This window comes from Pseudoxanthomonas suwonensis J47, assembly GCF_000513955.1.
Lineage (GTDB): Bacteria > Pseudomonadota > Gammaproteobacteria > Xanthomonadales > Xanthomonadaceae > Pseudoxanthomonas > Pseudoxanthomonas suwonensis_C.
The window spans coordinates 35,209-62,063 of sequence record NZ_AZUZ01000027.1 but is presented as its reverse complement, the minus strand read 5'-3'; the positions used below and the strand labels follow the sequence as shown (position 1 = coordinate 62,063).

Sequence of the window (26,855 nt, the reverse complement as noted above, 5' to 3'; positions counted from 1 at the left end):
CCTGCTGTTCGGCAACCTGCTGATCCCGGCGCGCAAGAACCTGTAGCGGAGCGCGTTGCTGGCGGCCGGATCAAGCCCGTCGGAGGAGCTGCCGCGGGCGCCGCATCGCAGCGGCGCCCGGATCGATTACTTCTTCTTGACCACGCGCTTGCGGCCGCCGGAGGCGGGCTTGGGCGTCAGCCTGGCGGTACCCGGGATCAGGAACTCGCCCAGGTCGCGGCCCTTGGCGATATAGGCGGCGAGCCAGCGCGGCTGCTTGCCGCGGCCGGTCCAGGTTTCCTTCGGGTTTTCCGGATTGCGGTACTTCGGCGGCACCTTGCCCAGCTTGCGGCCGGCGCGGGCCGGGGCGGCCTTGCGCGCGCCACCGCCACCGAACAGCTCCTCGATGGTGTAACCCTCGGCCTTGGCCAGCCGGGTCAGCTTGCTGCGGACCTGGTTGATCGGCGCGCGCTTGTTGAGCAGCGCCTGGCGCTTCTTCGCGGTGGCGATCAGCGAGTCGAGTTCCTTCGGGGAAAGAGAGCTGAGGTCGATCGTCATCGGGGGGTCTCCAGCAGGGGGATTATGTCCTGGACGGACGATTGGCCCGAGGATAATCCATCGACATAATCCGGGCAAACCGCCATGAAAAAACGCCGCGATTATCCGGAGATAAACGCGACGCTTATTGGGCCCGTTTTGTCGCCGACGCGGCGTGAAGGCCGCGTCTGCATGGCCGGCTTCAGGCCGCGGCCAGGCGCTCCAGCAGCTGCGAACGTTCCAGCGCCTCGGCTTCGCCGCCGCGGCGCGCGCGGTATTCGAAGGTGCCGGCGGCCAGCCCGCGCTCGGATACCACCACCCGGTGCGGGATGCCGATCAGTTCGATGTCGGCGAACATCGCGCCCGGGCGCAGGCCACGGTCGTCGAGCACCGCGTCGATGCCGGCGGCCAGCAGCTCGTCCAGCAGCGACTGCGCCGCCGCGTCCACCGCCGCGTCCTTCTTCGGGTTGATCACGCACACGGCCACGGTCCAGGGCGCCATCGGCTCCGGCCAGACGATGCCGGCCTCGTCGTGGTTCTGCTCGATCGCCGCGGCCACGATCCGCGACACGCCGATGCCGTAGCAGCCCATCGCCGGGACGATCGACTTGCCGGTTTCGTCGAGCACGGTGAAACCCATCGCCTGCGAATACTTGCGGCCGAGCTGGAACACATGGCCGACCTCGATGCCGCGGGCCAGGCGCAGCTCGCCGCCGTCGGCGGCGCGGTCGCCCTCGACCACGTTGCGGATGTCGGCGACCACGTCGGCCTCGGGCAGGTCGCGGCCCCAGTTCACGCCGGCCAGGTGGTAACCGGCCTCGTTGGCGCCGACGACGAAGTCGGCCATCGCCGCGACCTCGCGGTCGGCGACCACGCGGATCGCCTGCTTCGGCCCGACCGGGCCGAGGAAGCCCGGCTCGCTGCCCAGGTGCTCGAGGATTTCCGCCTCGGTGGCCGGGCGGTATTCGCCCACGCCGGCGACCTTGGCCAGCTTGATCTCGTTGACCGAATGGTCGCCACGGACCAGGGCCAGCACGAAGCCTTCCTCGCCGACCACGGCGACCGACTTCACCGTGCGCTGCAGGGCGATGCCCAGCAGCGCGGCCACGTCCTCGCAGGTCTTCTGGACCGGCGTCTCGACCTTGCGCATGTCCTCGCTGGCGGCCGGGCGCGGCGCCGGCGCGGCGGCCTGCGCGGCCTCGACGTTCGCCGCGTAGTCCGAGCCGGTGGAAAACGCCAGCGCGTCCTCGCCCGAGTCGGCCAGCACGTGGAATTCCTGCGAGGCGTCGCCGCCGATCGCGCCGGAATCGGCCTGCACGGCGCGGAACTCCAGGCCCAGGCGGGTGAAGATGCGGGTGTAGGCCGCCTTCATGTTCTCGTACTCGCGCGCCAGGTCGGCGTCGGTGACGTGGAACGAATAGGCGTCCTTCATCAGGAACTCGCGCGAACGCATCACGCCGAAGCGCGGGCGGATCTCGTCGCGGAACTTGGTCTGCACCTGGTAGAAGTTGACCGGCAGCTGCCTGTAGCTGCTCAGCTCCTGGCGGGCGAAGTCGGTGATCGCTTCCTCCGCGGTCGGGCTGTAGCAGTACTCGGCTTCCTTGCGGTCCCTGATCTTCAGCAGCTGGCCGCCGAACTTCTCCCAGCGGCCGGTTTCCTCCCACAGCTCCTTCGGCTGGATGGTCGGCAGCTGCAGCTCGACCGCGCCGGCGCGGTCCATTTCCTCGCGCACCACGCGCTCCACCTTGCGCAGCACGCGCAGGCCCAGCGGCGCCCAGGTGTACAGGCCGGCGGCGAGCTTGCGGATCATGCCGGCGCGCAGCATCAGCTTGTGGCTGACCAGTTCGGCGTCGGCCGGGGTTTCCTTGGTGGTGTGCAGGTGGAAGCGGGACAGGCGCATCGCGGGGGCAGGTTCGTGGCGGGAAGCCGGACATTCTGCCAGCACCGGGCGCTGGCCGCCCGGTGGAACGCGCGATGCGGGGCGCCGCAAGCCGGCGCGCGGGACTCAGCCGCCGGTCTTGACCCGGATCCCAGGCTCCGGCTCGCGGGCCAGGCGCTCGTAGGCGCGGCCGGGCGGGGGCGGGGTGTCGGTGATGTGCAGGTTGCCGGCGTCGTCGCGCCAGCGGTACAGCGGGCGCAGCGCGTCCTCGGCCGCTTCGGCGGCAGCGTTCTCGGCCCGTTCGCGGGCTTCGGGGGAGGGCGCGGCCTCCCCGCGGGTCAACCACCAGGCCAGGCCGCCCCCCACGGCCAGCCCGGCGAGGATCGCCCAGGCGGCGCGCATCAGGCCTGCTTGCAGTAGGCCTTGACCGCGGCCTCGGCGAGTTCCTTCTGCGCGGCGCGCTCGTCGTCGCCGAGGGTGCGGTCGGGCTTGCCGTCGCCGTCGCTGTCCTGCTGCACGGCGCCGGCGCTGCTGAGCACGGACAGGTTCCGGCGGGCGCTCAGGCACTGCGGGCTCGGGGCTTCGTCGGCCTGCGAGACGGTTTCCACCTCCGGGGCGCTGCCATCCATCCGGCGGGTCTCGTAGGCCCGGCCCGGCGGCGGCTGGTCGGAGGAGTGGGTGACGCCGTTGGCGTCCTTCCAGGTGTAGACGTTGGCCGCCGAAGCGACGCCACAGAGGCCGAGGGCCAGGAGGAGCAGGCAGGACCGGGAGGTGAAGCGCATCGGCAGGTCTCCGGTGGACGGGGTGACGGACGGGCCGATTGCAGCACCCCGGCCCGGGACTGGCAAGTCGAGGTTCGCAGGCGGGCGGCCGGCCCGTACACTGGCGGGATGGAACACGACCGTCCCCCGCCGCGCTCGCGCGGCATCTACCTGCTGCCGAACCTGTTCACCACCTGCGGGCTGTTCGCGGGCTTTTACGCGATCATCGCCGCCGCCAACAGCCACTTCACCGCCGCCGCGATCGCGGTGTTCGTCGCCGGCCTGGCCGACGGCGTGGACGGGCGGGTGGCGCGGCTGACCGGCACCAGCAGCGAATTCGGCGTGCAGTACGACTCGCTGGCCGACCTGGTCAGCTTCGGCCTGGCGCCGGCGCTGGTGATGTACCACTGGTCGCTGTCGGCGCTGAAGCTGGACGGCGGGATGCTCGGCCGGGTCGGCTGGGCGGTCGCTTTCCTCTATGCGGCCTGCGCGGCACTGCGCCTGGCCCGCTTCAACACCCAGGTCGGCATCGTCGACAAGCGCTGGTTCGTCGGCCTGGCCAGCCCGGCGGCGGCCGGGCTGATGATGTCCTTCGTCTGGGCCTTCGCCGACGGCGAGCTGGGCTGGAACGGCGAGGAGCTGCGCTACGTCGCCCTGGGCGTGACCCTGGTGGCGGCGCTGCTGATGGTCAGCCGGATCCGCTACTGGAGCTTCAAGGGCAGCGGCGAGGGCGGGGCCCGGGCCGACCGGGTGCCGTTCGCGGCGCTGCTGATCGTGCCGGTGGCCATCGCCCTGCTGGTGATCGACCTGCCGCGGGTGCTGCTGGCGGTGGGCGTGATCTATGCGCTGTCCGGCCCGGTCATGGCGCTGTGGCAGCGCATGCGGCCCTCGGAGCCGGCGGTGTGAACACGGGCGCGTCCGCCTGGAGTCCGCAGCAGCGGCGCTGGCTGCAGGCGCTGGGCTACAGCGTGCTGCGCCTGGGCGACGGGGACGATGCGGTGGAAGCCGTAGCGGAGCAGGCGCCCGAGGCTGCGCCCGAGCGCGTGCCGGCCCGGGTGCACAGCCCGGTCGACGGCTCCCGGCATGAACGCGACGTGGCGCCGGTGCGGCGTGCGCCGCCGCCACCGGTAACCCCGGCTGCATTGGAACAGGACAGCGCGCCCGCCGCGCCGGTGCGTGGGGCGCTGCGTCGCCCGCCGCGCCTGCCGGACCGGCTGCAGCTGGCGATGCTGCGTGCATCGGGCCTGGATCCCGCGGATCCTGCCGCGCAAGCGCTCATGGCCGAATGGCCGGTCGACGAGCTGCGCGGCAATCCGGCGGCCAAGCGGGCGTTCTGGCCGAAGCTGCGCGCGCTGCGCAGGCGGTCGCCATGAGCGCGGCGCTGCGCGAGCCGGAGCGTGCCTGGCGCCTGCGCGCGATGCGCGAGGGCGACCTGGACGCGGTGATGTCGATCGAGAAGCGGGCCTATCCGTTCCCGTGGACGCGGGGCATCTTCCGCGACTGCCTGCTGGCGGGCTATCCGGCGCTGCTGGCGCTGGACGACGATTCGCCGGCCGGCTACGGGGTGATGAGCATTGCCGCCGACGAGGCGCACCTGCTGAACCTGTGCACGGCGCCGGAGCGGCAGTCGCGCGGGCTGGGCCGGCACATCCTGCGCGCGTTGCTGCGCACGGCCCGCGACCGCGGGGCGCAGCGGATCTTCCTGGAAGTGCGCCCGTCCAATCCGGCGGCGATCGCGCTGTACCACAGCGAGGGCTTCAACGAGATCGGCCGCCGTCCGCGCTACTACCCGGCGGTGGACGGCCGCGAGGACGCGCTGGTGATGGCCAAGGAGCTGCTGCCGGACGTCGTGGACCGGATGCCGCCGCTTTAAGGGCCGCGGGCAAAACAGCAACGGCAACAGCAACAGCAACAGCAACAGCAACAGCAACAGCGTTTGGGTGCGTCGACTCCGGACGGAGCCGCGGCAGCGCAGGGGTATGCCGCATCGCGCGGTTCCGCGTCCTGCTCCAACGCGCGAACGCAGCACATCCATGTGCTGCTTGCGGCATACCCCCGCGCTACCGCGTCTTTCGGTGCTTCCGGGTCGTGGCTTCGTTCTGTGTCCCCCCTCTCCCTCCGGGGTGAGACGGCATGTCTGCACGCCACTGGCGCGCATGCCGGCGAACGCACGCGTCCCGTGGATGCGGGCCGGGGCGTGGATCCGGGGGCAGGGAGAGTAGGGAGCCTGGACCACGTCGGGGAACCGGCCCTCTCCCCAACCCCTCTCCCGGGGGGAGAGGGGCCTGAGGAACGCGCTCAGAACCGCGCGCGCTGCTCGGTCAGGGCGGCGAGCTTGGTGGTCCAGTCGGCGAGGCGCTGGCGTTCCTGTTCGACCACCGCCGGCGGGACCTTGTCGCTGAACTTGCCCAGCTTGGCCTCGCTCTTTTCCTTCTCGGCGGCAATACGGGCGATTTCCTTGTCCAGGCGCGCGAGCTCGGCGTCGAGGTCGACCAGGCCTTCCAGCGGGACGAGCAGCTTCAGCTCGCCGACCACGGCGGCGGCCGAAGCAGGCGCGGTCGCGCCGTCCAGCCACTCGATCGATTCCAGGCGCAGCAGGAAGCGCAGCTGCGAGTCGAAGCGGGAGATGCGGGCGCGGTCGGCGTCGATGCCGTCGACCAGCAGCAGGCGCACCGGTTTGCCCGGCGACACGCCCAGTTCGCTGCGCACGCGGCGCAGGGCCGAGACCATCGCCTTCAGCCATTCGATGTCGGCTTCGGCGGCGGCGTAGTCCTGGGCGGCGAAATCGGCCGGGGTCGGGTAGGCCTGCAGCGAGATCGACCTGCCGTCGATGCCCAGGCGCGGGGCGACCTGGCGCCACAGTTCCTCGGTCACGAACGGCACCAGCGGGTGCAGCAGGCGCAGCAGCGCTTCCAGCACGTGCAGCAGGGTGTGGCGGGTGCTGGCGGCGGCCGCGGCGTCGTCGCCGCTGAGCGCCGGCTTGGCCAGTTCGACGAACCAGTCGCAGAACTCGTTCCAGGCGAACTCGTACAGCGCCTGCGCGAGCAGGTCGAAGCGGTAGGCGGCGAACTGCTCCTGCGCTTCGGCGGTGACCGCGGCCAGGCGCGCCAGGATCCACTTCTCGGCGTCGGTCACCGGCTGCGGGGCGCCGCTGAAGCTGGCGCCGTCGGTGTTCATCAGCACGAAGCGGGTGGCGTTCCACAGCTTGTTGCAGAAGTTCTTGTAGCCCTCGGCGCGGCCGAGGTCGAACTTGATGTCGCGTCCGTGGCCGGCCAGCGCGGCGATGGTGAAGCGCAGCGCGTCGGCGCCGTGGGCGATGATGCCCTCGGGGAATTCCTTGCGCGTCGCCTTCTCGATCTTCTCGGCCAGCTTCGGCTGCATCAGGCCGGTGGTGCGCTTGGCGACCAGGTCCTCCAGCGAGATGCCATCGATGATGTCCAGCGGGTCGAGCACGTTGCCCTTGGACTTGGACATCTTCTGGCCCTGCGCGTCGCGGATCAGGCCGGTGATGTAGACGTCGCGGAACGGCACCTTCCCGGTGAAGCTGTCGGTGGCCATGATCATGCGCGCCACCCAGAAGAAGATGATGTCGAAACCGGTGACCAGAACCGACGACGGCAGGTAGCGGTCGAAACCGCGTTCGGCCATCGCCTGCGCGTCGGGCCAGCCCATGGTCGAGAACGGCCACAGCTGCGAGGAGAACCAGGTTTCCAGCACGTCGCTGTCCTGGCGTAGGGCGGGGCCTGCCCCGCTGCCCCCGTTGGCGATCCAGCGCGCATTGGCCTGGGCCTGCGCCTCTTCCTCCGAGCGCGCCACGTAACAGTTGCCGGCCTCGTCGAACCACGCCGGGATTCGGTGGCCCCACCACAGCTGGCGGCTGATGCACCAGTCCTGGATGTTCTCCATCCAGTGGCGGTAGGTGTTGATCCAGTTCGGCGGGACGAACTTCACCTCGCCGGACTCGACCAGCTCGAGGCCACGCCTGGCCAGCGCGTCCATCTTCACGAACCACTGGTCGGTCAGGTACGGCTCGACCACCTGGCCGGTGCGGTCGCCGCGCGGCACCTGCAGCTTGTGCGGCTTCGTCTCGACCAGCAGGCCCAGGTCCTCGAGGTCGGCCAGCACCGCCTTGCGTGCGTCGTAGCGGTCCAAACCGCGGTACTTCTCCGGCGCGTTGTCGTTGAGCGCGGCTTCGGGAGTGAACAGGTTGATCATCGGCAGGCCGTGGCGCACGCCGACCTGGTAGTCGTTGAAGTCGTGCGCCGGGGTCACCTTGACCACGCCGGTGCCGAACTCGCGGTCGACGTAGTCGTCGCCGATCACCGGGATGCGGCGGCCGGTCAGCGGCAGCACCACTTCCTTGCCGATCAGGCCCGGGTAGCGCGCATCTTCCGGATGGATCATCACCGCGGTATCGCCGAGCATGGTTTCCGGGCGGGTGGTGGCGACCACCAGGTAGTCGCGGACCTCGCGCAGGACCTCGTTGCCGTCGGCGTCGCGCTCGACGTGCTCGTAGGTCGCGCCGTCGGCCAGCGGGTAGCGGATCGACCAGAGGAAGCCGTCCTCCTCGACGTTCTCCACTTCAAGGTCGGAAATCGCGGTCTTCAGCACCGGGTCCCAGTTGACCAGGCGCTGGCCGCGGTAGATCAGGCCCTGCTCGTACCAGCGCACGAAGGCCTCGATCACCGCCGCCGAGGGCTGCGGATCCATGGTGAAGGTGCTGCGCGACCAGTCGCCGGAGGCGCCGAGGCGGCGCATCTGCCGCTCGATGGTGTCGCCGGACTTGCCCTTCCACTCCCAGACCTTGGCGATGAAGCCTTCGCGGCCCAGCGAGTCGCGGGTCTCGCCGTTGCCTTCCAGCGCCAGGTTGCGGCTGACCACCATCTCGGTGGCGATGCCGGCGTGGTCGGTGCCCATCTGCCACAGCACGTCGTAGCCGCGCATGCGGTGGTAGCGGACCAGCGCGTCCATCAGCGTGTGCTGGAAGGCGTGGCCCATGTGCAGGGTGCCGGTGACGTTCGGCGGCGGCAGCAGGATCGAGTAGGGCTCGCCCTGGCCGGACGGCTTGAAGCAGCCGCTATCCTCCCATTCGGCGTACAGGCGCGATTCGAAGGTCTTGGGTTCGTAGCCGGGGGGCAGAGTCATAAGAGCCGTGATTCGTGATTCGTGATTCGGGATTGGAAAGAGCAGTGCTTCGTCGGTCCGGGATGAGGTGCAGGCGGTGTTGCCGTCGCCTTGTTCGAATCACCAATCACCAATCCCGAATCACGGCTCCTCTCACATATCGTGCTTGTTCAGTTCAAAGCCCATCGCCTGGTACTGCTTCCAGCGCGCGCGCAGCGGGCCGCGCGCGGCCGGGTCGGCCGGCACCACTTCCAGCACGCGCTCGCAGGGCTGCTGCCAGGCTTCGTCGCGCAGGTTGATCACCAGCGGCCGCGGCGGCGCCTCGATCTCCGGCGGCACGATCAGCACCGGGGTCAGCTCGTCCTCCTCGTCGCCGGCGATCTGGTGCGGGATGAAGGCGTCGGGCTCGAACGACCACAGCAGGTCGTCGGTCTCCTCGGCCTGGGCCGCGTCGCGCGCCAGGATCAGGGTGAACTGGTTGGCGGCGCAGGCGCGCTTGGCGAGTTCGCAGACCAGCAGCAGCGGCTGGTCTGCGAAGCGCGGCTTGGCGATCAGGTAGAAGTCGGCGCGGGGCATGGGCTATCCGGGATCGGGGCGGGCCGGCGCGCAGTGCGGCCGGCCCGGCCGCTCAGCCGGCCCGGTCCAGCAGCCACTGGCTCAGCAGGCCGACCGGACGGCCGGTGGCCATGCCGCGCTTGCCTTCGTCGCTGGCCGAACCGGCGATGTCCAGGTGCGCCCAGCGCTGGCCCTCGGTGAAGCGCGAGAGGAAGCAGCCGGCGGTGATCGCGCCGCCCCAGCGGCCGCCGATGTTGTAGACGTCGGCGAAGCTGGATTCCAGCAGGGTCTGGTACTCGTCCCACAGCGGCAGGCGCCAGGCGCGGTCGAATACCTGTTCGCCGGCGTCCAGCAGCTCCTGGGCCAGGTCGTCGTGCTTGCTCATCAGGCCGGAGGCGAACTTGCCCAGCGCGACCATGCAGGCGCCGGTCAGGGTGGCGACGTCGATGAGCGCCTGCGGCTCGAAGCGCTGCGCGTAGGTCAGCGCGTCGCACAGGATCAGGCGGCCTTCGGCGTCGGTGTTGCCGACCTCGATGGTCTTGCCGGACATGGAGGTGATCACGTCGGACGGACGGTAGCTGTTGCCGTCGATCGCGTTCTCCACCGCCGGGGCGATCACCACCAGGTTCAGCGGCAGCTTCATCTTCACCGCGGCGACGAAGGTGCCCATGACGCTGCCGGCGCCGAGCATGTCGTACTTCATCTCCTCGATGCCGCCCTGGGTCTTCAGGTTGACGCCGCCGGTGTCGAAGGTGATGCCCTTGCCGACCAGCACGTAGGGTTTCGCGCTGCCGCCACCGTTCCACTTCAGTACCACCAGCTTCGGCCGGTTGGCCGAGCCGCGGGCCACGGCCAGCAGCGAGCCCATGCCTAGCGCTTCCATCTGCTGCTCGTCCAGCACCTCGCACTCGGCGCCGTCGTGGGCGGCGGCGAAAGCCTGCGCCTGTTCGGCCAGGTAGGCGGGGTTGCAGATGTTCGGCGGCAGGTTGCCCAGCTCGCGGGTGAAGGCCACGCCGGCGGCGATGGCCTCGCCCTGGGCCAGCGCGGTGGCGTCCTCGCCGGCGATGGCCAGCTCGCGCAGGCCCGGCTCGTCCTTCTTCTTGCCCAGGGTGGCGGTGTAGCGGTAGGCGGCATGGTCGGCGGCGACCGCGGCCTGGCGGATGTTCCAGGCGGCGTCGCGGCCGGCGACCGGGACTTCGCTCAGGGTCAGCAGCGCCTTGCCGACCGGGCCGGTCTTCAGCGTGCGCACCGTGTCGGCGACGGCCTTGAGGTACTGCGGCACGCCGAACTTGCCGGCTTCGCCCAGGCCCACCACCAGCACGCGCGGCGCGGCCACGCCCGGCAGGTCGTGCAGGACCAGGGTGCGGCCGGTGCGGCCGCTGAGGTCGCCGCGCTCCAGCAGGGCGCGCAGGCGGCCACCGCTGGCCGCGTCGATCGCCTGGCCCGCGGGCGTGAGCGTCTTGTCGGCAAAGGCGCCGACCACGACGCAGTCGAAGGCGGCCGCGGCGGCGGCTTCCCGGTTCAGGGTGAATTGCAGGGCCATTGAGCAGATTCCTGGAACGAAGCGACAGGTACAATCGCGGATCGCCTCGGCCCGGCCCCGTCTCGGGGCCCGCCCGGGTGTCCACAAGCGAATCCGGGATTTTATAGGACTGCCCAGCCAGATGCCGAAGCTCGACCGATACCTGCTGGGCGACTTCCTCCAGAGCTTCCTGGCGACCCTGATCGTCCTGCTGGTGGTGAGCCTCGGCGGCGTCCTGGTCGACGTGCTGGGCGAAATCGCCGACGGCGGCCTGCCAGCGCGCCTGCTGCTGTCCCAGCTGGGCCTGCAGCTGCTGGTGTACCTGCCCCTGGTCCTGCCGCTGGCGCTGATGCTGGGGCTGATGCTTTCGGTGGCCCGGCTGTACCGGGATTCGGAGATGGCGGTCCTGAACGCCGTGGGCGTGGGGCCGCGCCGGCTGCTGCGCCCGCTGCTGCTGGTCGCCCTGCCGGTGGCCCTGGCGGTGGGCGTGTGCTCGCTGTGGCTGGGGCCCTGGGCCCAGCGCACCGGGGCGCAGATGGTCGAGCAGGCCAACCGCAGCCTGATCGTGGCCGGGCTGGAGCCGGGCCGCTTCACCTCGCTGCCCAGCGACGGCGGCATCGTCTACGTCGACGCCATGGCCGAGGACGGGGCCACCCTGCGCGGCGTGTTCCTGCAGCGCGAGCGTGAAGGCCGGATCGACGTGATGACCGCCCGCGAGGGCGACCTGCAGTTCGAGGGCGAGCGCAGCCGCTACCTGCAGCTGCGCGAGGGCCAGCGCCTGGAAGGCCCGCTGGACGGGGCCCTGGACTTCCGCCTGATGCGCTACGCCATCAACGAGGTGGCCCTGCCTGACCGCGCCGAGACCCGCGACCGCGACGACCCGGCCCTGGCCCCGACGCCGGACCTGATCGGCGACGGCCGGCCCGAGGCCATCGCCGAGCTCCACGCCCGCCTGACCCCGCCGCTGCTGGCCCTGGGCTTCGCCCTGCTGACCCTGCCGCTGGGGCGCAGCTCGCCGCGGCAGCAGCGCTACGGCCGGCTGATGCTGGGCTTCCTCGCCTACCTGGTGTGCGTGAACCTGATGTTCATCGGCACCCGCATGCTGGCCGAAGGCGAGCTGCCGGGCCTGGTCGGCCTGTGGTGGCTGACCCTGCCGCTGCTGGCACTGGCGGCCTGGCTGTACCTGCGCGACGGCCGCGTGTCGCGGCCGCGGAGGAGCGCGGCATGATCGCCCTGCGCCCGCGCATCCACGACATCTATATCGGCCGGGTGGTGCTGGCCACGGTGCTGCTGACCTGGGCGGTACTGCTGGGCTTCGACGTGGTCATGGCCATCTCCGGCCAGGTCGGCGACCTCGGCAAGGGCAGCTACGATTTCCCGACCGCGCTGGCGGTGGTGGCCTACAGCGTGCCGCGCCGCGCCTACGTCATCTTCCCTTACGCGGCGGTGATCGGCTCGCTGATGGGCCTGGGCCAGCTGGCGGCGACCTCGGAACTGACCGCGCTGCGCGCGCTGGGCCTGTCGCGGCGCCGGCTCAGCGCCTCGGTGGCCGCGGCGCTGGTGATCCTGACCGCGCTGATGGTGCTCAACGGCGAGACCCTGGCGCCGTGGGGCCAGCGCCAGTCCGACCAGCTCAAGCTGGCGGCCAAGAGCAACAACGTGGCCATGGCCCGCTACTCGGGCCTGTGGGCGCGCGAGGGCGACACCTTCCTCAACGCCATCGACGGCCGCGAGCGGGTGGTCGACGGCCACCGCATCCTGGAGCTGCGCGACGTGCGCCTGTACCAGCTGGCCCCGGAGGGCGGCCTGCAGACCCTGACCCGCGCCGCCGTGGCCGAGCACGACAGCGAGGGCTGGCGCCTGCGCGACGTGCGCCGGATCCAGTTCGCCTTCAGCCCGGGCAGCGCCCGCGAGGAGCGGGTGGCCGAAGAGCGCTGGGATTCGCAGCTGGACCCGGCCGCGCTGGCCGCCGGCGTGACCCGGCCGCGCAACCTCTCCGCCGCCGACCTGCGCGCCAGCATCGACTACCGCACGCGCAACAACCTCGACGCGCGCGAGTACGAGGACATCTACTGGAGCCGCTGGTTCTACCCGCTGAACGTGCTGGCGCTGTGCCTGGCCGCGGTGCCGTTCGCCTTCGGCAGCCTGCGCAGCGGCGGGATGGGCAAGCGCCTGTTCCTCGGCATCCTGTTCTCGCTGGGCTTCATGCTGCTGCAGATGCAGTTCGGCCGGCTCGCCGGCGCGTTCCGCTTCGACTACCGCATCGCCTACGCGCTGCCGCCGATCCTGATGATGGCCACCTCGTGGTGGCTGTTCCGGCGCAAGTCCGGCTGAGCACGGCTCAGCGCCGCTTCGGCAGCCTGACCAGGCGGGTGCCGCTGGCGCGGTCGTGCCAGGCCAGGCGCCCCCGGTCGAACCAGGCCCACCAGAAGCCCAGCCCGCCGGCCAGCAGCGACAGCACCCCGACCAGGTAGCGCAGCCACAGCGCGCCCCAGCCCGGCACGCCGCCATCGGCGGCGACCACCTTCAGCCGCCACGGGCGCATGCCCAGGGTCTGCCCGCCGCGGCGCCAGCTGCCGGTCGCGTACAGGCCGGTCACGCCCACGCAGGCCAGGAACAGCAGCCAGCTCAGCAGGCTGCCCGGCGGGATGTTCTCGCGCTCCGGGTGGTGGCCGAGGACCGTGTAGCCGAGGTTGAACAGCAGCGACACCAGCATCCACATCGCCGCGCACGGCCAAAAGTCGTAGAACAGCGACAGCAGGCGCCAGAGGATCAGGGTGCGCGGGCGGGTGGAGGTGTCGGCGGATTCGGGGGCAGTGTCTTCCATCGGCGCACAGGATAGCCGCTGGCGCCGGCTATCCTTGCAGCATGGTCCAACGCGACAGCCACAGCACCGCCGACCGCCGCCGCCTCGCCCGCAGCCTGCCGCCGTTGCGCGAGGAGGATGCGCGGGAGATCGAACGGTTCATCGAGGCCGCCTGGGCCGAGCACGGCCTGGCCCGGCAGACCCAGGCCGCCTACCGTCGCGACCTCGAGCAGCTGGCGCGCTGGCGCGACGGCGCCGGCGGCGGCCTGGTACGGATCGATCGCGCCGGCCTGTTCGACTACCTGCGCTGGCGCGCGGAGCACGGCTACAAGCCGCGCAGCAACGCCCGCCTGCGCGCCAGCCTGCGCGCGTTCTTCGCCCACCTGGTCCGCGCCGGCACGCGCGCCGACGACCCGGCCGCGCTGATCGAGCCGCCGCGCCTGCCACGGCCGCTGCCCAAGGCGCTGACCGAATCGCAGGTGGAGGCGCTGCTGGCCGCGCCCGACCTGTCCACCCCCGAAGGCCTGCGCGACCGCGCCATGCTCGAGCTGATGTACGCCGCCGGCCTGCGCGTGAGCGAGCTGGTCGACCTGCCGGCCAACGCGGTGAACCTGCGCCAGGGCGTGGTCCGGGTGATCGGCAAGGGCAGCAAGGAGCGGCTGGTGCCGCTGGGCGAGGAATCCCGGCACTGGCTGGAGCGCTACCTCGCCGAGGCCCGCCCCCAGCTGGCCGGCGGCAAGCCGGTCCCGCCCGACGCCTACGGCAGCGTGCCGCTGTTCCTGACCGCGGAGCGCCGCGCCCCGACCCGCCAGGCCTGGTGGCAGGCACTCAAGCGCCACGCCGCCGCGGCCGGCATCGACCCGTCCACGGTCACCCCGCACGGCATCCGCCACAGCTTCGCAACCCACCTGCTCAACCACGGCGCCGACCTGCGCGCGCTGCAATTGCTGCTAGGCCACGCCAGCCTCTCCACCACCCAGATCTACACCCTGGTCGCCCGCGAACACCTGCAGACCCTCCACGCCCGGCACCATCCGCGGGGCTGAGCCGCGTTCGTTCTTCCAAGGCATGGAAAGCGTGGGCTCCGGACCGGGCCGCCGCACCCCGGGTATCCGGGTCACCGCTCGGATCCATGTCCTTCCGCGGCCGTGGCACATCCATGTGCCACGGCCGCGGATACCGGGGTACGGCGTCCCCGGGCGCGTCGGGATCGTGGCTTCGATCGACGGAGCGACGAAGCGACCTGCAGCCCGGATAAGGCCGCAGGCCGCATCCGGGGAATGGCGTACCTGCCACTCCTGATCCACCCCTGTGGTGCACCTGGTCCCCAGGTGCGCTTCGCTTACCCGGGCTACGCGCTCTACGCCATGGACCCGTCTGCCACCGGGAGAGGGGAGAAAAACGAAGCCACGACGCGGACGCGCCGAAAGACGCGGTAGCGTGGGGGTATGGCGCGAGCGGCACATGGATGTGCCGCGCTCGCGCGTTGGAGCAGGACGCGGAACCGCGCGATGCGCCATACCCCCGCGCTGCCGCGGCTCCCTCCGAAGCCCGCACACGCTGATGCCGTCGCCGTTGCTGTTGCGGCCTCCGCGGCCTCCGCCACCCGGCCGGCGCCCAGCTGGAGCGTGAACCGCAGCCCCGCGCCACGCAGGCCTCCACGGCCCGATATGCCAGAATCCGCCGATCTTTCCCCGATGGTGCGCCGCATGTTCCGATCCCTCGCCACCGCGCTGCTCTGCGCGATCAGCCTCGGCGCCTGCGCCCAGCCCGCCACGCCCGCCGCCGGCCAGGCCAAGGCCCCCGCGGCCGCCAGGCCGGCTGCCGGCCCCGCCGCCGGCAGCGCCGAGGAACGCGTGCGCGCCGCCCTGCAGGGCGTGGCCCCGGACATCACCCCCGAATACATCGGCGACGCCCCCTTCGCCGGCTTCCGCGAAGTCCTGCTGGGCGGCCAGGTCGTCTACGTCTCCGACGACGGCCGCTACCTGATGCAGACCCAGCCGTTCGACCTGCAGGAGCGCAAGCAGGCCACCAGCGCCGGCCTGATGGCCCACCGCGCAAAGCTGATCGCCAGCATCCCGCAACAGGACCGCATCGTGTTCGCCCCGCCGAATGCGAAGCACACGATCACCGTGTTCACCGACATCGAATGCGGCTACTGCCGGCGCATGCACCAGCAGATCGCCGAGTACAACAAGCTCGGCATCGCCGTCGAATACGTCGCCTTCCCGCGGATGGGCCCGGCCAGCCAGGACTTCATCGACATGGAATCGGTCTGGTGCGCCTCAGACCGCAAGCAGGCCCTGTCCAGCGCCAAGACCGGCAACCCGGTGCAGAAGAAGCGCTGCACCAACCCGGTGGCGATGCAGTACGCCATCGGCGAGCGCGTCGGCGTCGGCGGCACCCCGGCGGTGTTCGCCGCCGACGGCACCCAGCTGGGCGGCTACGTCCCGCCGCAGCAGCTGCTGCAGGCCCTGGAAGGCGCCCGCCCGGCAGCCGGCGGCTCGCGCTGAGCCATGTCACGGGCGGCTCCGGCCGCCCTCTGCCCCGCAGGCTGCACAACCTGTCCTGACGGGCCCGGGCGCCCACGCCGGAACCGGCCCGCGCGCTCCGGTACAATGGCGGGCCTTTCCCTGCGACTTCCCCGGACATGATCGTCCTCGAGGGCGCGCCCGCCCTTTCGCCGTTCCGCCGGCAGCGGCTCGAAACCCGCCTGCAGTCCCTGGTCCCCGGCCTTCGCATCGAAGGCGCCTGGCACGTCTATTTCGTCCAGCCGGGCGCAACCGCGCCCGACCGCGAGGCCCTGCACCGCATCCTCCAGGCCGGCGACGCCGAGACCCCGCTCGCCCCGGGCGCGCAGTCGCGCTTCGTGGTGCCGCGCCTGGGCACCCGCTCGCCGTGGTCGAGCAAGGCCACCGAACTGCTGCAGGGCGCCGGCCTGCCGGTCGCCCGCGTCGAGCGCGGCATGCGCCTGGACCTGGTGGGCTGGCCGACCGACCCGGCCACCGCCGCCGCGGCCGCGCGCCTCCTGCACGACCCGATGACCCAGTCGCTGCTGGACTCGCGCGACGGCGCCGGCGCGCTGTTCGCCGCGCCGGCGCGCAAGCCGCTGGAGCGCATCCCGCTGGCGGAGCTGGAAAGCGCCAACCGCCGCCTGGGCCTGGCCCTGGCCGACGACGAGATCGAGTACCTGCGCGCCCGCTACACCGAGCTGGGCCGCGAGCCCTCCGACGTCGAGCTGATGATGTTCGCGCAGGCCAATTCCGAGCACTGCCGGCACAAGATCTTCAACGCCAGCTGGACCATCGACGGCGAGGAACAGGACCGCTCCCTGTTCCGGATGATCAAGAACACCCACCAGAAGACCCCGCACCACACGCTCAGCGCGTACAGCGACAACGCCGCGGTGATCGAGGGCCACCTGGCCTCGCGCTACCGCCCCGATCCGGCCACCGGCGAATACCGCGTCGAGCCGGCGGTGCCGTCGGCGTTCCAGATCAAGGTCGAAACCCACAACCACCCGACCGCGATCTCGCCGTTCCCGGGCGCCTCCACCGGCGCCGGCGGCGAGATCCGCGACGAGGGCGCGACCGGCCGCGGCGGCAAGCCCAAGGCCGGCCTGACCGGCTTCACCGTCTCGCACCTGCGCATCCCGACCCTGCCGCAGCCGTGGGAAGGCGATCGCGCGCTCAACCCACGCATGGCCCCGGCGCTGGAGATCATGACCGACGGTCCGCTCGGCGGTGCCGCGTTCAACAACGAGTTCGGCCGTCCGAACCTGCTCGGCTACTTCCGCAGCTTCGAGCTGCCGGAAGGCGAGGGGCCGGACGGCAGCAAGCTCGTCCGTGCCTACGACAAGCCGATCATGCTGGCCGGCGGCCTCGGCGCGATCGACCGCATCCAGGTGGAGAAGATCCCGCTCAAGCCCGGCGACGCGGTGATCGTGCTCGGCGGCCCGGCGATGCTGATCGGCCTGGGCGGCGGCGCTGCCAGTTCGGTGGCCTCCGGCGAGAGCGCCGAGGACCTGGACTTCGCCAGCGTGCAGCGCGACAACCCGGAGATGGAGCGCCGCTGCCAGGAGGTCATCGACCGCTGCGTGGCGCTGGGCGAGCGCAACCCGATCCACTTCTTCCACGACGTCGGCGCCGGCGGCCTGTCCAACGCCATCCCCGAGCTGCTGCACGACTCGGGCGTGGGCGGCGTGATCGACCTGGCCAGGGTGCCGACCGACGATCCCTCGCTGTCGCCGCTGGAACTGTGGTGCAACGAGTCGCAGGAACGCTACGTGCTGGGCGTGCCGGCCGAGCGCCTGCAGGAGTTCGCGGAGATCTGCGCGCGCGAGCGCTGCCCGTTCGCCGCCGTCGGCGTGGCCACCGCCGAGGAGCGGCTGGTCGTGGCCTATGGGGCGACCCCGGGCAACATCCCGGCCGACGCCCCGATCGACCTGCCGATGGACGTGCTGTTCGGCAAGCCGCCGAAGATGCACCGCGACACTGCGCATCCGCCGGCGGCGCCGTGGCCGGCGCTGGCCACCAGCGCGCTGGACCTGCGCCAGGCCGGCCTGCGCGTGCTCGCGCACCCGACCGTGGCCGCGAAGAGCTTCCTGGTCACGATCGGCGACCGCAGCGTCGGCGGCCTGACCGCGCGCGAGCAGATGGTCGGCCCGTGGCAGCTGCCGGTGGCCGACTGCGCGATCACCCTGGCCGACTACGAAGGCTTCGCCGGCGAGGCGATGGCCATCGGCGAGCGCACCCCGCTGGCCCTGCTGGATTCGGCCGCGGCCGCGCGCATGGCCGTGGGCGAGGCGATCACCAACCTGTGCGCGGCGCCGGTCGATGCGCTGGAGCAGGTGAAGCTGTCGGCGAACTGGATGGCCGCCGCCGGCCACCCGGGCGAGGACGCGCTGCTGTACGACGCGGTCCGCGCCGTGGGCATGGAACTGTGTCCGGAGCTGGACGTCAGCATCCCGGTGGGCAAGGACTCGCTGTCGATGCAGGCGCAGTGGCAGGCCGACGGCCAGGCCCACAAGTCGGTGTCGCCGGTGTCGCTGGTGGTCTCGGCGTTCGCGCCGGTGGCCGACGTGCGCGGCCAGCTGACCCCGCTGCTGGCCGACGAGCCAGAAAGCGACCTGTGGCTGATCGGCCTGGGTGGCGGTCGCCAGCGCCTGGGCGGTTCGGTGCTCGCGCAGGTGCATGCGCAAGGCGAACTGCCGGCGTTCGGCGGCGAAGTGCCCGACCTGGACGACCCGGAGCGCCTGCGCAACTTCTTCGCGCTCGTCCGCGACGCGCGCGAGGCGGGCCTGCTGCTGGCCTACCACGACCGCAGCGACGGTGGCGCCTTCGCCGCGATGTGCGAGATGGCCTTCGCCTCGCGGCGCGGCCTGGACATCGTGCTCGACGGCTGGGGCGAGGATCCGTTCCGCACGCTGTTCAACGAGGAACTGGGTGCGGTGGTGCAGGTCGCCGACGAGGACCGCGCCGCGTTCGCCGACCTGGTCGAGCGCCACGCCCTGACCGAATGCGCGCAGCGCATCGCCCGCCCGACCAGCATGCCGAAGGTGCGCGTGCGCCATGACGGCGAACTGCTGGTGGAGTGGAGCTGGCAGGAGCTGTTCGACGCCTGGTGGTCGGTCACCCACGCCATGCAGAAGCTGCGCGACAACCCCGAGGGCGCCGACGAGGAGCGCGCGGTCGCGCGCGACTTCGCCGCGCCGGGGCTGCAGGCGAAGCTGTCGTTCGACCCGGCCGAGGACGTGGCCGCGCCGTTCATCGCCACCGGCGCGCGCCCGCGCGTGGCGATCCTGCGCGAGCAGGGCGTCAACAGCCACATCGAGATGGCGCGCGCGTTCGACCGCGCCGGCTTCGTCCCGGTCGACGTGCACATGAGCGACCTGGTCGCCGGCCGCATCGGCCTGGACGGCTTCAAGGGCCTCGCGGCGTGCGGCGGCTTCAGCTACGGCGACGTGCTGGGTGCCGGCCGCGGCTGGGCGACCTCGATCCTGGAGCGCGCCGAACTGCGCGCCGCGTTCGCCGCGTTCTTCGGCCGCGAGGACACCTTCTCGCTGGGCGTGTGCAACGGCTGCCAGATGATGAGCCAGCTCAAGGACATCATCCCCGGCGCGCAGCACTGGCCGAAGTTCCTGCGCAACCGCAGCGAGCAGTTCGAAGGCCGCACCGCGCTGCTGGAGGTGGTGGAATCGCCTTCGGTCCTGCTGCGCGGGATGGCCGGTTCGCGCATCCCGGTGGCGGTGGCGCACGGCGAAGGCCGGGCGGAGTTCGATTCGCCGCTGGACCAGGCCGCCGCGCGCGTCGCCCTGCGCTACGTCGACGGCAACGGCCAGGTGGCGACCGCCTATCCGCTGAACCCGAACGGTTCGCCGGACGGCATCACCGGCCTGTCCAGCGAGGACGGCCGCGCCACCATCCTGATGCCGCATCCGGAACGCGTCGCCCGCACGGTGAACCTGTCCTGGCATCCGGCCGGATGGGGCAACGATTCGCCGTGGATGCGGATGTTCCGCAACGCGCGGGTCTGGGTCGGCTGAGTGCCGGCCCCGGCGTCGCCACCGCTGGGTGGCGGCGCCTGCCCTCGAGGAGGGCATCGCAGCGACGACGTGTCCCACCTGCATGCATGGGCCGCGGTCGAGGCGGCCTGCTAAAGTCTGCGCCGAGTCCAGAGGAGTCCGCGCCGAACCGTGAGCGACCTGCCCATCGTGCTGCTGCCGCTCGCCGCCGACGAGGATGCGCTGGATGCCTGCCTGGCCGCGCTGGACGCGGCCACGCCCGCCGGCACCGCGGTGTGGCTGGCCGACGACGCCCAGGCCGGGCCGCGCGGCATCGCCCTGGTCGAACGCTGGCTTGGCCGCACCCGCCTGCGTGCCGAATACACCCGTCGCCACCATTCGATCGGCGAGGTCGCGCACCTGCAGGAGATGCTGCAGGCCTGCGGCGACCAGGACGTGGTCGTGCTGGCCCCGGACGCGCAGCCGCTGCCCGGCTGGCTGACCCAGCTGGCCGCGTGCCTGGCCCGCGACGCCGCCATCGCCACCGCCACGCCCTGGTGCAACGCCGGCGAGACCGCCGGCTGGCCGACGCTGGGCGAGATCGCACCGCCGCCGGCCGATGCGGCGCTGATGGCCCAGGCCTGCGCGGCGATGCCGCCGCACCATCCGGAACTGCCGGGCGCGGTCGACCACGCCGTGGCCCTGCGCGGCAGCGCCCGCCAGCGCGCCGGCGGGCTGGACACGGCCAGCTTCGCCTCGCGCTATGCCGCGCTGATCGACCTGTCGCTGCGCCTGTCCGGGCTGGGCTGGCGCAACGTGCTGTGCGAGAACGCGTTCGTCGTGCGCGGCGGCGAGGGCGGTCCGGCCGATGGCGACATGGACGCGCTGGCCGCGCGCTGGCCGGCCTGGCATCCGCGCCTGGCCGGGTTCCTGATGCACGATCCGCTGCGCGCCACCCGCGAACAGCTGTCGGCGCTGCACGAGCGCCTGCGCGGCACGCCGCAGCACGACCTGTTCCATGCCAGCGCGGAGCCCGCCGCATGAGCGCGGCGGACGCAACCGCGCCATCGGAAGGCATCGCCGTGGTGGTGGTCAGCTACCGCAGCGCGCCGACCCTGGACGACTGCCTGGTGCGGCTGCGCAGCGCCCGCGACGTGGTCCAGATCCGCGTGGTCGACAACGGTTCGGACGACGCCAGCCTGGAGATCCTGCAGCGCCACGCGCTGGCCGACCCGCGCCTGCGTTTCATCGCCAACCCGGACAACCCCGGTTTCGGCGTGGCCTGCAACCAGGGCGCGGCGGACAGCGATGCGCCGTGGCTGGCCTTCGTCAACCCGGACCTGCGGGTGGCGCCGGATTCGCTGCAGCGCCTGCGCCTGCACGCCCAGGCGCACGCCAGCGAGATGCTGCTGGGCGCCGACCTGCTCGGCGAGGACGGCGGGCGCGACGGCGCCGCCCGCCGTCGCGATCCGGACTTCGCCGCGATGCTGCGCGCGCCGACGGCCGGGGCGAAGCTGGACGTGGCGATCGACCCGGACCAGGCGGTGCAGCCGGTCGACGCGGTCTCCGGCGCGCTGATGCTGATGCCGCGCGCGCTGTTCCAGCGCATCGGCGGCTTCGACGAGGGCTACCGCCTGCACGCCGAGGACCTGGACCTGTGCCGGCGCGCGCGCCAGGCCGGCGCCGCCGTGGCCGTGGCCAACGACGTGTCCGTGGTCCACGTGCGCGGCGTATCCAGCCGCTCGCGGCCGGTGTTCGTCGAATGGCACAAGCACCGCGGCCTGTGGCGTTACTTTTCCCGGTTCGAGGCGCCGCGCCGCGGCCTGTTCGTACGCGCGGCGGTGTTCGCCGCGATCTGGGCGCACTTCGCCGCCACCGTGCCGCGCGTGCTGCTGCGCTGACTCCCCCGGAGCGTCCCATGCCGATCATTCCCTCGCTGCTCGACACCGACCTGTACAAGTTCACGATGATGCAGGCGGTGCTGCACCAGCACCCTGGTGCGCAGGTGGAATACCTGTTCCGCTGCCGCAGCACCGGCGTGGACCTGGTGCCGTACCTGGATCGCATCTCCGACGCGATCGACGACCTGTGCACGCTGCGCATGCAGCCAGATGAGCTGGACTACCTGCGCGGCCTGCGCTTCATGAAACCGGACTTCGTCGACTTCCTCGGCCTGTTCCACTTCGACCGCAAGTACGTGCAGCTGCGCGCCAACCCGGACGAGAACGGCGGCATCGAGCTGCGCCTGAAGGGGCCGTGGCTGCACACGATCCTGTTCGAGGTGCCGCTGCTGGCGATCGTCAGCGAGGTCTACATGCACGGCACCTTCGGCCCGCCGGACCGCGAGGAAGGGCTGCGCCGGATGCGCGCCAAGACCGCGCTGCTGCGCGAGGCGGTGGGCTACGAGGACTGCGTGATCACCGACTTCGGCACGCGCCGCCGCTACTCGCACGCCTGGCAGGGCGAGCTGCTGCCGCACCTGCGCGCCGAGCTGGGGGAGCAGTTCGTCGGCACCTCCAACGTGCACTTCGCGCGCATGCACGGGCTGGTGCCGCAGGGCACGATGGCCCACGAATGGCTGCAGGCGCACCAGGCCCTGGGCCCGCGCCTGCGCGATTCGCAGGTGGTGGCGTTCGAGACCTGGGCGCGCGAGTACCGCGGCGACCTCGGCATCGCCCTGACCGACACCATCGGCCTGGAAGCGTTCTTGCGCGACTTCGACCTGTACTTCTGCAAGCTGTTCGACGGCATGCGCCACGACTCGGGCGACCCGTTCGAATGGGGCGAGCGGATGATCGCCCACCTGCAGGCCAACCGCGTCGATCCGCGGAGCAAGACCCTGGTGTTCAGCGACGGCCTGGACATCGAGCGGGTGATGGCGCTGTACCACCACTTCAAGGGCCGCTGCCGCATGTCCTTCGGCGTCGGCACCAACCTGACCAACGACCTCGGCCCGAAGCCGCTGCAGATCGTGCTGAAGATGGTCCGCTGCAACGGCCAGCCGGTAGCCAAGCTCAGCGACACGCCCGGCAAGACCATGGTCGACGACGAGGGTTACCTGGCCTACCTGCGGCAGGTGTTCGAGACGCCGGAGCCGGTGCAGAAGGGCTGAAAACCCGCGGGAAAACGCTGTCGCAGGCGGTGCGCGCAGGCGCGCGCGGCGGTGCGAGGCGTGCCTGCGCCGTGCGAAATGTTGCGATCCCGCTGAACGCCGGCGCAATTCGTGCACTGCGACACATGCCACGACCCAAGGTAACCGGTAGCAGACCGAACGAAACTTTTACGCACGACAGCGCTGGCCAAATCTTTTTTTGCACGCATCCATGAGCCTAATAGGCTGACCGAGTAGGTAGTTAATACGCCTTTAGTCGTAAACGCTGGCGTATGGCATACCCCCAGGGAATGTGTATGCGGCCACCCATTACCTGCCGAAAAATCCGTTACTTACGCAACGGATTTCGTGTTGCGCTGCACTGTGACAGCCCCGAACCGTGCGTGCTATCCCTTTGCCCGCTTCAGGATGTTAGCGCTATCAAGGGTGGCAGCACCGCCCCCGACGTACAGGCCGGAAAGGCCTCGTCGTGTTCCACCGTTTCCATCGGTTTCACCGGCGGAACCCCGACCCGCCGGCCACAGCAAGGGACTTCCGGTCCAGGTTGTACAGGCCCAGCGCGGCCTGCCACGCCCCCGCCGGGGCGCCATCCACAAGAATCGAAGCAGCAGAAGGGGAGGGTAGGCAAATGAGTAGTTGCAGGTTGCGGTGTCCCGCGCTGTCAACGACCGCGCCGGCGCATGCCGTGTCGTGGATCAAGGACGACGTGCCCTTGGCCGTCCAACACCCGAGCAGCTGAGGACAGCACCCATGACTTCCAAGATGAAGCGCTTCAAGTCGAAGGCGATGTTCACCATCGTCGGCGGCGTCATCATCATCAACCCCGCGTTCGCCCAGGACCCGCAGCAGCCGGCGCCGTCCACCCAGTCGCAGACCCGGGACGATCCCACCACGCTGGACACCGTCACGGTCACGGGCATGCGCAGCAGCCTTGACCAGGCAATGAACATCAAGCGCGACAGCGCCGGCATCGTCGACGCGATCAGCGCCGAGGACATCGGCAAGTTCCCGGATACCAACCTGGCCGAGTCGCTGCAGCGCGTCACCGGCATCTCGATCGAGCGCCGCGACGGCGAAGGCGCGACGATCACCGCGCGCGGCTTCGGGCCGAACTACAACATGGTCACCCTCAACGGCCGCCAGATCCCCGGTGCCGACGGCTTCGGCAGCGGCGGCCTGGAAATCGGCGGCGTCGGTTCGGGTACCCGCGGCTTCAACTTCGCGCAGCTGGCGTCCGAGGCGATCAGCGGCGTGACCGTGTACAAGACCGGCCGCGCGCACGTCCCCAGCGGCGGCATCGGCGCGACCATCGACATCCTGACCGACCGCCCGTTCAACCATGCCGGCGGCGACATCGTGGCCAGCGCGGGCATCAAGGCGGTGTCCGACCAGTCGCAGGTGTTCGGCAGCGACCCGACCCCGGAAGTCTCCGGCATCTTCAGCTACGCCAGCCCCGACAAGACCTGGGGCATCGGCGTCAACGCCAGCTACCAGAAGCGCCACGGCGGTTCGGTGCAGGCCACCGAGAACGGCTGGAACGTCGCCCGCTGGACCGGCACCGACTCGCGCCTGCGCCCGGGCGCGGTGGTGGAGAACGCGCCGGCGATCGGCCAGCTGTACAGCATGCCCAACGACCTGCGCTACGCCTTCCAGGATTTCGAACGCGAGCGCATCAACGGCCAGGCGATCCTGCAGTTCGCCCCGAACGACGCGTTCACCTTCACCCTGGACTACACCTACTCGACCAACGAAATCGCGCAGGACCGCGGCGAGCAGACCATGTGGCTGCAGAACAGCCTCAGCCACGTGACTTTCGACGACGACCCGGACGTGGCCACCCCGGTCTACATCCGCGACATCGCCGGCGCCGGCAAGGATTTCGGCTTCGAGCAGCAGCGCGACGAGCAGAAGTACAAGCTCGGCTCGCTGGGCCTTAACGTGCAGTGGGACGTGACCGACCGCTTCTCGCTGAACTTCGACGCGCACAACACCAAGAACGAGAGTCGCCCGAACGACCCGATCACCGGCGGCAGCTCCACGGCCTTCAGCTTCGCCGGCCTGGCCCCGGACCGCATCAACAACAACTGGACCCAGGAGTACTGGTTCAACAGCGGCCTGCCGATCATGCGGCGCACGCTGTTCCCGACCACCGCCGACGCGATCGCCAACACCAACGGCAACGTCAATCCGGACTTCGCCGGCGACCAGCTGGGCACGCAGATCATGCGCATCTGGTCCACCCGCCAGGACAGCGAGGTCAAGCAGGGCCGGATCGACGGCACCCTGGAGTTCGACAACGGGCGCTTCCAGTTCGGCGTCGATTCGTCAGAGGTGTCGATGCGGCGCCTGAACGTCGATGGCCACGCCCACCTGATGACCCTGGGCAACTGGAGCGCGAACGACACCGGCCAGGTGCCGGGCATGGTCGCGCTGCTCAACTCCTTCAGCATCGTCGACCTGTTCAAGGACTACGACACCACCGATGCCGCCCGCGGCGCCTGGTGGGGCCAGGCCAGCCAGCTGGCCCAGTGGGCCGAGCAGGCCTGCGCCAACGGCAGCGCGCCGGCCTCGTGGCCGGAGTGCGACACGCTCAGCTCGCGCGTGCGCACGGTGTACGACAACGACAACATGGTCGAGGAGAAGACCCAGTCGATCTACGTACAGTGGGAGCAGGACGGCCACCTCGGCAGCATGCCGACCTACACCGTCATCGGCCTGCGCTACGAGAAGACCGAGCTGACGTCCACCTCGGTGATCCAGGTGCCGAACGCGATCCGCTGGATGTCGAACAACGACTTCGTGATCAACCGCTCGGACGAGGCGCAGCCGTTCTCCGAAGAGAACGACTACGACTACCTGCTGCCGAACCTGGACTTCAGCATCGACTTCACCGCCGACCTGAAGGGCCGCTTCTCGGCCAGCAAGACCATCGCCCGTGCGCCGTACGGCAACCTGTACGCCGGTCCCAACCCCGGCGCGCCCAGCGGTTCGATCCTGTTCGGCGAACAGTTCCGCGGTACCGGCAACGCCGAGAACCCGTCCCTGCTGCCGCTGGAGTCGCGCAACGTGGACCTGGGGCTGGAGTGGTACTTCGCGCCGTCGAGCTTCATCGGCGTGACGTACTGGAACAAGGACGTCAAGAACTTCATCGGCAACACCGTGGTCCGCGAAAACCTGTACGGCATCACCGACCCGACCTCCGGTCCGGACGCGCAGGCGGCGCTGGCGTTCCTGAACAGCGCCGCGTGCCAGAGCCAGGTCACCGCCGCGGGCAACGACCCGGCGGAGGGCTGCGTGGGCAACTACACCACGCTGTTCACCGCCCTGGCCATGCTGCGCAACGCGTCGGCGACCGGGGGCCTGGCTGCCTACAACGGCGGCAATGCCCAGGTCCTGGACATGGAGAACCGCTTCGACATCCTCGGTACGTCCGCCGACCCGCTCTACGAGTTCGACGTCAACCGCCCGATCAACCAGCGTTCGGCCCGCCTGCACGGCTGGGAAATCGGCGGCCAGTACTTCTTCGGTGACAGTGGTTTCGGCCTGCTGGCCAACTACACCATCGTGAAGGGGGACGTCGGCATCGATCGCGCGGCCGACCCGGGCGCCAACGTGTTCGCGTTGACCGGCCTCAGCGACACCGCCAACGCCGTGCTGATGTTCGAGAAGTACGGCTGGTCGGCCCGTCTGGCCTGGAACTGGCGCGACGAGTACCTGCTGGCGGCCAACCAGAACGGCAACAACCGCAACCCGTACTTCGTCGAGGAATACGAGCAGATCGACTTCTCGCTGGCGTACAGCTTCAACGACAACTTCACCGTGTCGCTGGAGGCGATCAACCTGACCGGCGAGGACGTCCGCTGGAGCGCGCGTTCGCACAACCAGATGGTGCGACTGGTCGACCAGTCCCCGCGTTACATGGTGGGCGTGCGCTACACGTTCTGATCGATGCCAGAAGTACGTTTGTTGCAATGAAGCAGAGGGACCGCTGCCCTGCAGCGGTCCCTTTTTTCACCCCGGGGACGGCGCCACCGCCGTCGCGGCGCAGCTTGCGGCCCGCGCGGGATTGCCGATATGG

General features: G+C 70.8%; 20 protein-coding genes. 12 read left to right on the top strand and 8 right to left on the bottom strand.

The window, feature by feature from the left end; genetic code table 11:
* Positions 1–126 precede the first annotated feature (126 nt).
* The 4 genes from M503_RS0108865 to M503_RS0108850 all read right to left on the bottom strand — a co-directional run bounded on the left by M503_RS0108865 (position 127) and on the right by M503_RS0108850 (position 3,177).
* A complete protein-coding gene (locus M503_RS0108865; RefSeq protein WP_028919827.1) occupies positions 127–537 on the bottom strand; it encodes an H-NS family nucleoid-associated regulatory protein in 411 nt (136 codons plus the stop codon).
* A 181-nt stretch (positions 538–718) separates the two neighbouring features.
* Complete coding sequence (locus M503_RS0108860; RefSeq protein WP_028919828.1) at positions 719–2,416, bottom strand: proline--tRNA ligase; 1,698 nt, start codon at positions 2,414–2,416, stop codon at positions 719–721.
* Between the two features lie 105 nt (positions 2,417–2,521).
* Positions 2,522–2,797 carry a DUF4124 domain-containing protein gene (locus M503_RS0108855; protein WP_028919829.1) on the bottom strand — a complete coding sequence of 92 codons (276 nt, stop codon included), beginning with the start codon at positions 2,795–2,797 and terminating at the stop codon, positions 2,522–2,524.
* On the bottom strand, positions 2,797–3,177 hold the full coding sequence (locus tag M503_RS0108850) for a DUF4124 domain-containing protein (RefSeq protein ID WP_028919830.1): 381 nt from the start codon (positions 3,175–3,177) through the stop codon (positions 2,797–2,799). The genes M503_RS0108855 and M503_RS0108850 overlap by 1 nt, the downstream gene beginning before the upstream one ends.
* 108 nt (positions 3,178–3,285) lie before the next feature.
* Here M503_RS0108850 and M503_RS0108845 point away from each other — a divergent pair, with 108 nt between their 5' ends.
* The 3 genes from M503_RS0108845 to rimI are packed head-to-tail and all read left to right on the top strand — an operon-like array spanning position 3,286 to position 5,029.
* A complete protein-coding gene (locus tag M503_RS0108845; protein WP_028919831.1) occupies positions 3,286–4,062 on the top strand; it encodes a CDP-alcohol phosphatidyltransferase family protein in 777 nt (258 codons plus the stop codon).
* Positions 4,059–4,529 (top strand): hypothetical protein, encoded by a 471-nt coding sequence (locus tag M503_RS0108840; protein ID WP_028919832.1) that lies wholly within the window; start codon positions 4,059–4,061, stop codon positions 4,527–4,529. The genes M503_RS0108845 and M503_RS0108840 overlap by 4 nt, the downstream gene beginning before the upstream one ends.
* Complete coding sequence (gene rimI / locus M503_RS0108835) at positions 4,526–5,029, top strand: ribosomal protein S18-alanine N-acetyltransferase (protein WP_037060978.1); 504 nt, start codon at positions 4,526–4,528, stop codon at positions 5,027–5,029. The genes M503_RS0108840 and rimI overlap by 4 nt, the downstream gene beginning before the upstream one ends.
* Positions 5,030–5,454: 425 nt before the next feature.
* Here the strand turns inward: rimI and M503_RS0108830 are convergent, their stop codons facing one another.
* From M503_RS0108830 to M503_RS0108820, 3 genes are all read right to left on the bottom strand, one after another.
* Positions 5,455–8,301, bottom strand: a complete 2,847-nt coding sequence (locus M503_RS0108830; RefSeq protein WP_028919834.1) for a valine--tRNA ligase — start codon at positions 8,299–8,301, stop codon at positions 5,455–5,457.
* Between the two features lie 132 nt (positions 8,302–8,433).
* Complete coding sequence (locus tag M503_RS0108825; RefSeq protein WP_028919835.1) at positions 8,434–8,856, bottom strand: DNA polymerase III subunit chi; 423 nt, start codon at positions 8,854–8,856, stop codon at positions 8,434–8,436.
* A gap of 52 nt (positions 8,857–8,908) precedes the next feature.
* Entirely contained in the window at positions 8,909–10,378 is a 1,470-nt protein-coding gene (locus tag M503_RS0108820; RefSeq protein WP_028919836.1) for a leucyl aminopeptidase, read from the bottom strand.
* 121 nt (positions 10,379–10,499) lie between these two features.
* Here M503_RS0108820 and lptF point away from each other — a divergent pair, with 121 nt between their 5' ends.
* The gene (gene lptF / locus M503_RS0108815) at positions 10,500–11,585 is read left to right on the top strand and encodes an LPS export ABC transporter permease LptF (RefSeq protein WP_028919837.1); all 1,086 of its coding nucleotides are present in this window, start codon (positions 10,500–10,502) and stop codon (positions 11,583–11,585) included.
* On the top strand, positions 11,531–12,691 hold the full coding sequence (gene lptG, locus M503_RS0108810) for an LPS export ABC transporter permease LptG (RefSeq protein WP_197017201.1): 1,161 nt from the start codon (positions 11,531–11,533) through the stop codon (positions 12,689–12,691). The genes lptF and lptG overlap by 55 nt, the downstream gene beginning before the upstream one ends.
* Before the next feature lie 7 nt (positions 12,692–12,698).
* Here the strand turns inward: lptG and M503_RS0108805 are convergent, their stop codons facing one another.
* A complete protein-coding gene (locus M503_RS0108805) occupies positions 12,699–13,184 on the bottom strand; it encodes an RDD family protein (RefSeq protein ID WP_028919839.1) in 486 nt (161 codons plus the stop codon).
* Between the two features lie 41 nt (positions 13,185–13,225).
* On the opposite strand from M503_RS0108805, the gene xerD reads away from it, so the two are divergent.
* The 7 genes from xerD to M503_RS0108770 all read left to right on the top strand — a co-directional run bounded on the left by xerD (position 13,226) and on the right by M503_RS0108770 (position 26,722).
* Complete coding sequence (gene xerD, locus M503_RS0108800; RefSeq protein ID WP_028919840.1) at positions 13,226–14,209, top strand: site-specific tyrosine recombinase XerD; 984 nt, start codon at positions 13,226–13,228, stop codon at positions 14,207–14,209.
* Positions 14,210–14,872: 663 nt separating this feature from the next.
* Positions 14,873–15,676, top strand: coding sequence for a DsbC family protein (locus M503_RS0108795; RefSeq protein WP_028919841.1), 804 nt, complete (start codon positions 14,873–14,875; stop codon positions 15,674–15,676).
* Between the two features lie 137 nt (positions 15,677–15,813).
* Positions 15,814–19,707, top strand: a complete 3,894-nt coding sequence (gene purL, locus M503_RS0108790; RefSeq protein WP_028919842.1) for a phosphoribosylformylglycinamidine synthase — start codon at positions 15,814–15,816, stop codon at positions 19,705–19,707.
* A gap of 150 nt (positions 19,708–19,857) precedes the next feature.
* The gene (locus M503_RS0108785) at positions 19,858–20,709 is read left to right on the top strand and encodes a hypothetical protein (RefSeq protein WP_028919843.1); all 852 of its coding nucleotides are present in this window, start codon (positions 19,858–19,860) and stop codon (positions 20,707–20,709) included.
* Positions 20,706–21,566 (top strand): glycosyltransferase family 2 protein, encoded by an 861-nt coding sequence (locus tag M503_RS0108780; RefSeq protein ID WP_037060976.1) that lies wholly within the window; start codon positions 20,706–20,708, stop codon positions 21,564–21,566. Before M503_RS0108785 ends, M503_RS0108780 begins: the two co-directional genes overlap by 4 nt.
* A gap of 17 nt (positions 21,567–21,583) precedes the next feature.
* Positions 21,584–22,777, top strand: a complete 1,194-nt coding sequence (pncB, locus tag M503_RS0108775; RefSeq protein WP_028919845.1) for a nicotinate phosphoribosyltransferase — start codon at positions 21,584–21,586, stop codon at positions 22,775–22,777.
* Between the two features lie 750 nt (positions 22,778–23,527).
* Positions 23,528–26,722, top strand: a complete 3,195-nt coding sequence (locus tag M503_RS0108770) for a TonB-dependent receptor (protein ID WP_028919846.1) — start codon at positions 23,528–23,530, stop codon at positions 26,720–26,722.
* The last annotated feature ends 133 nt before the right edge of the window (positions 26,723–26,855 follow it).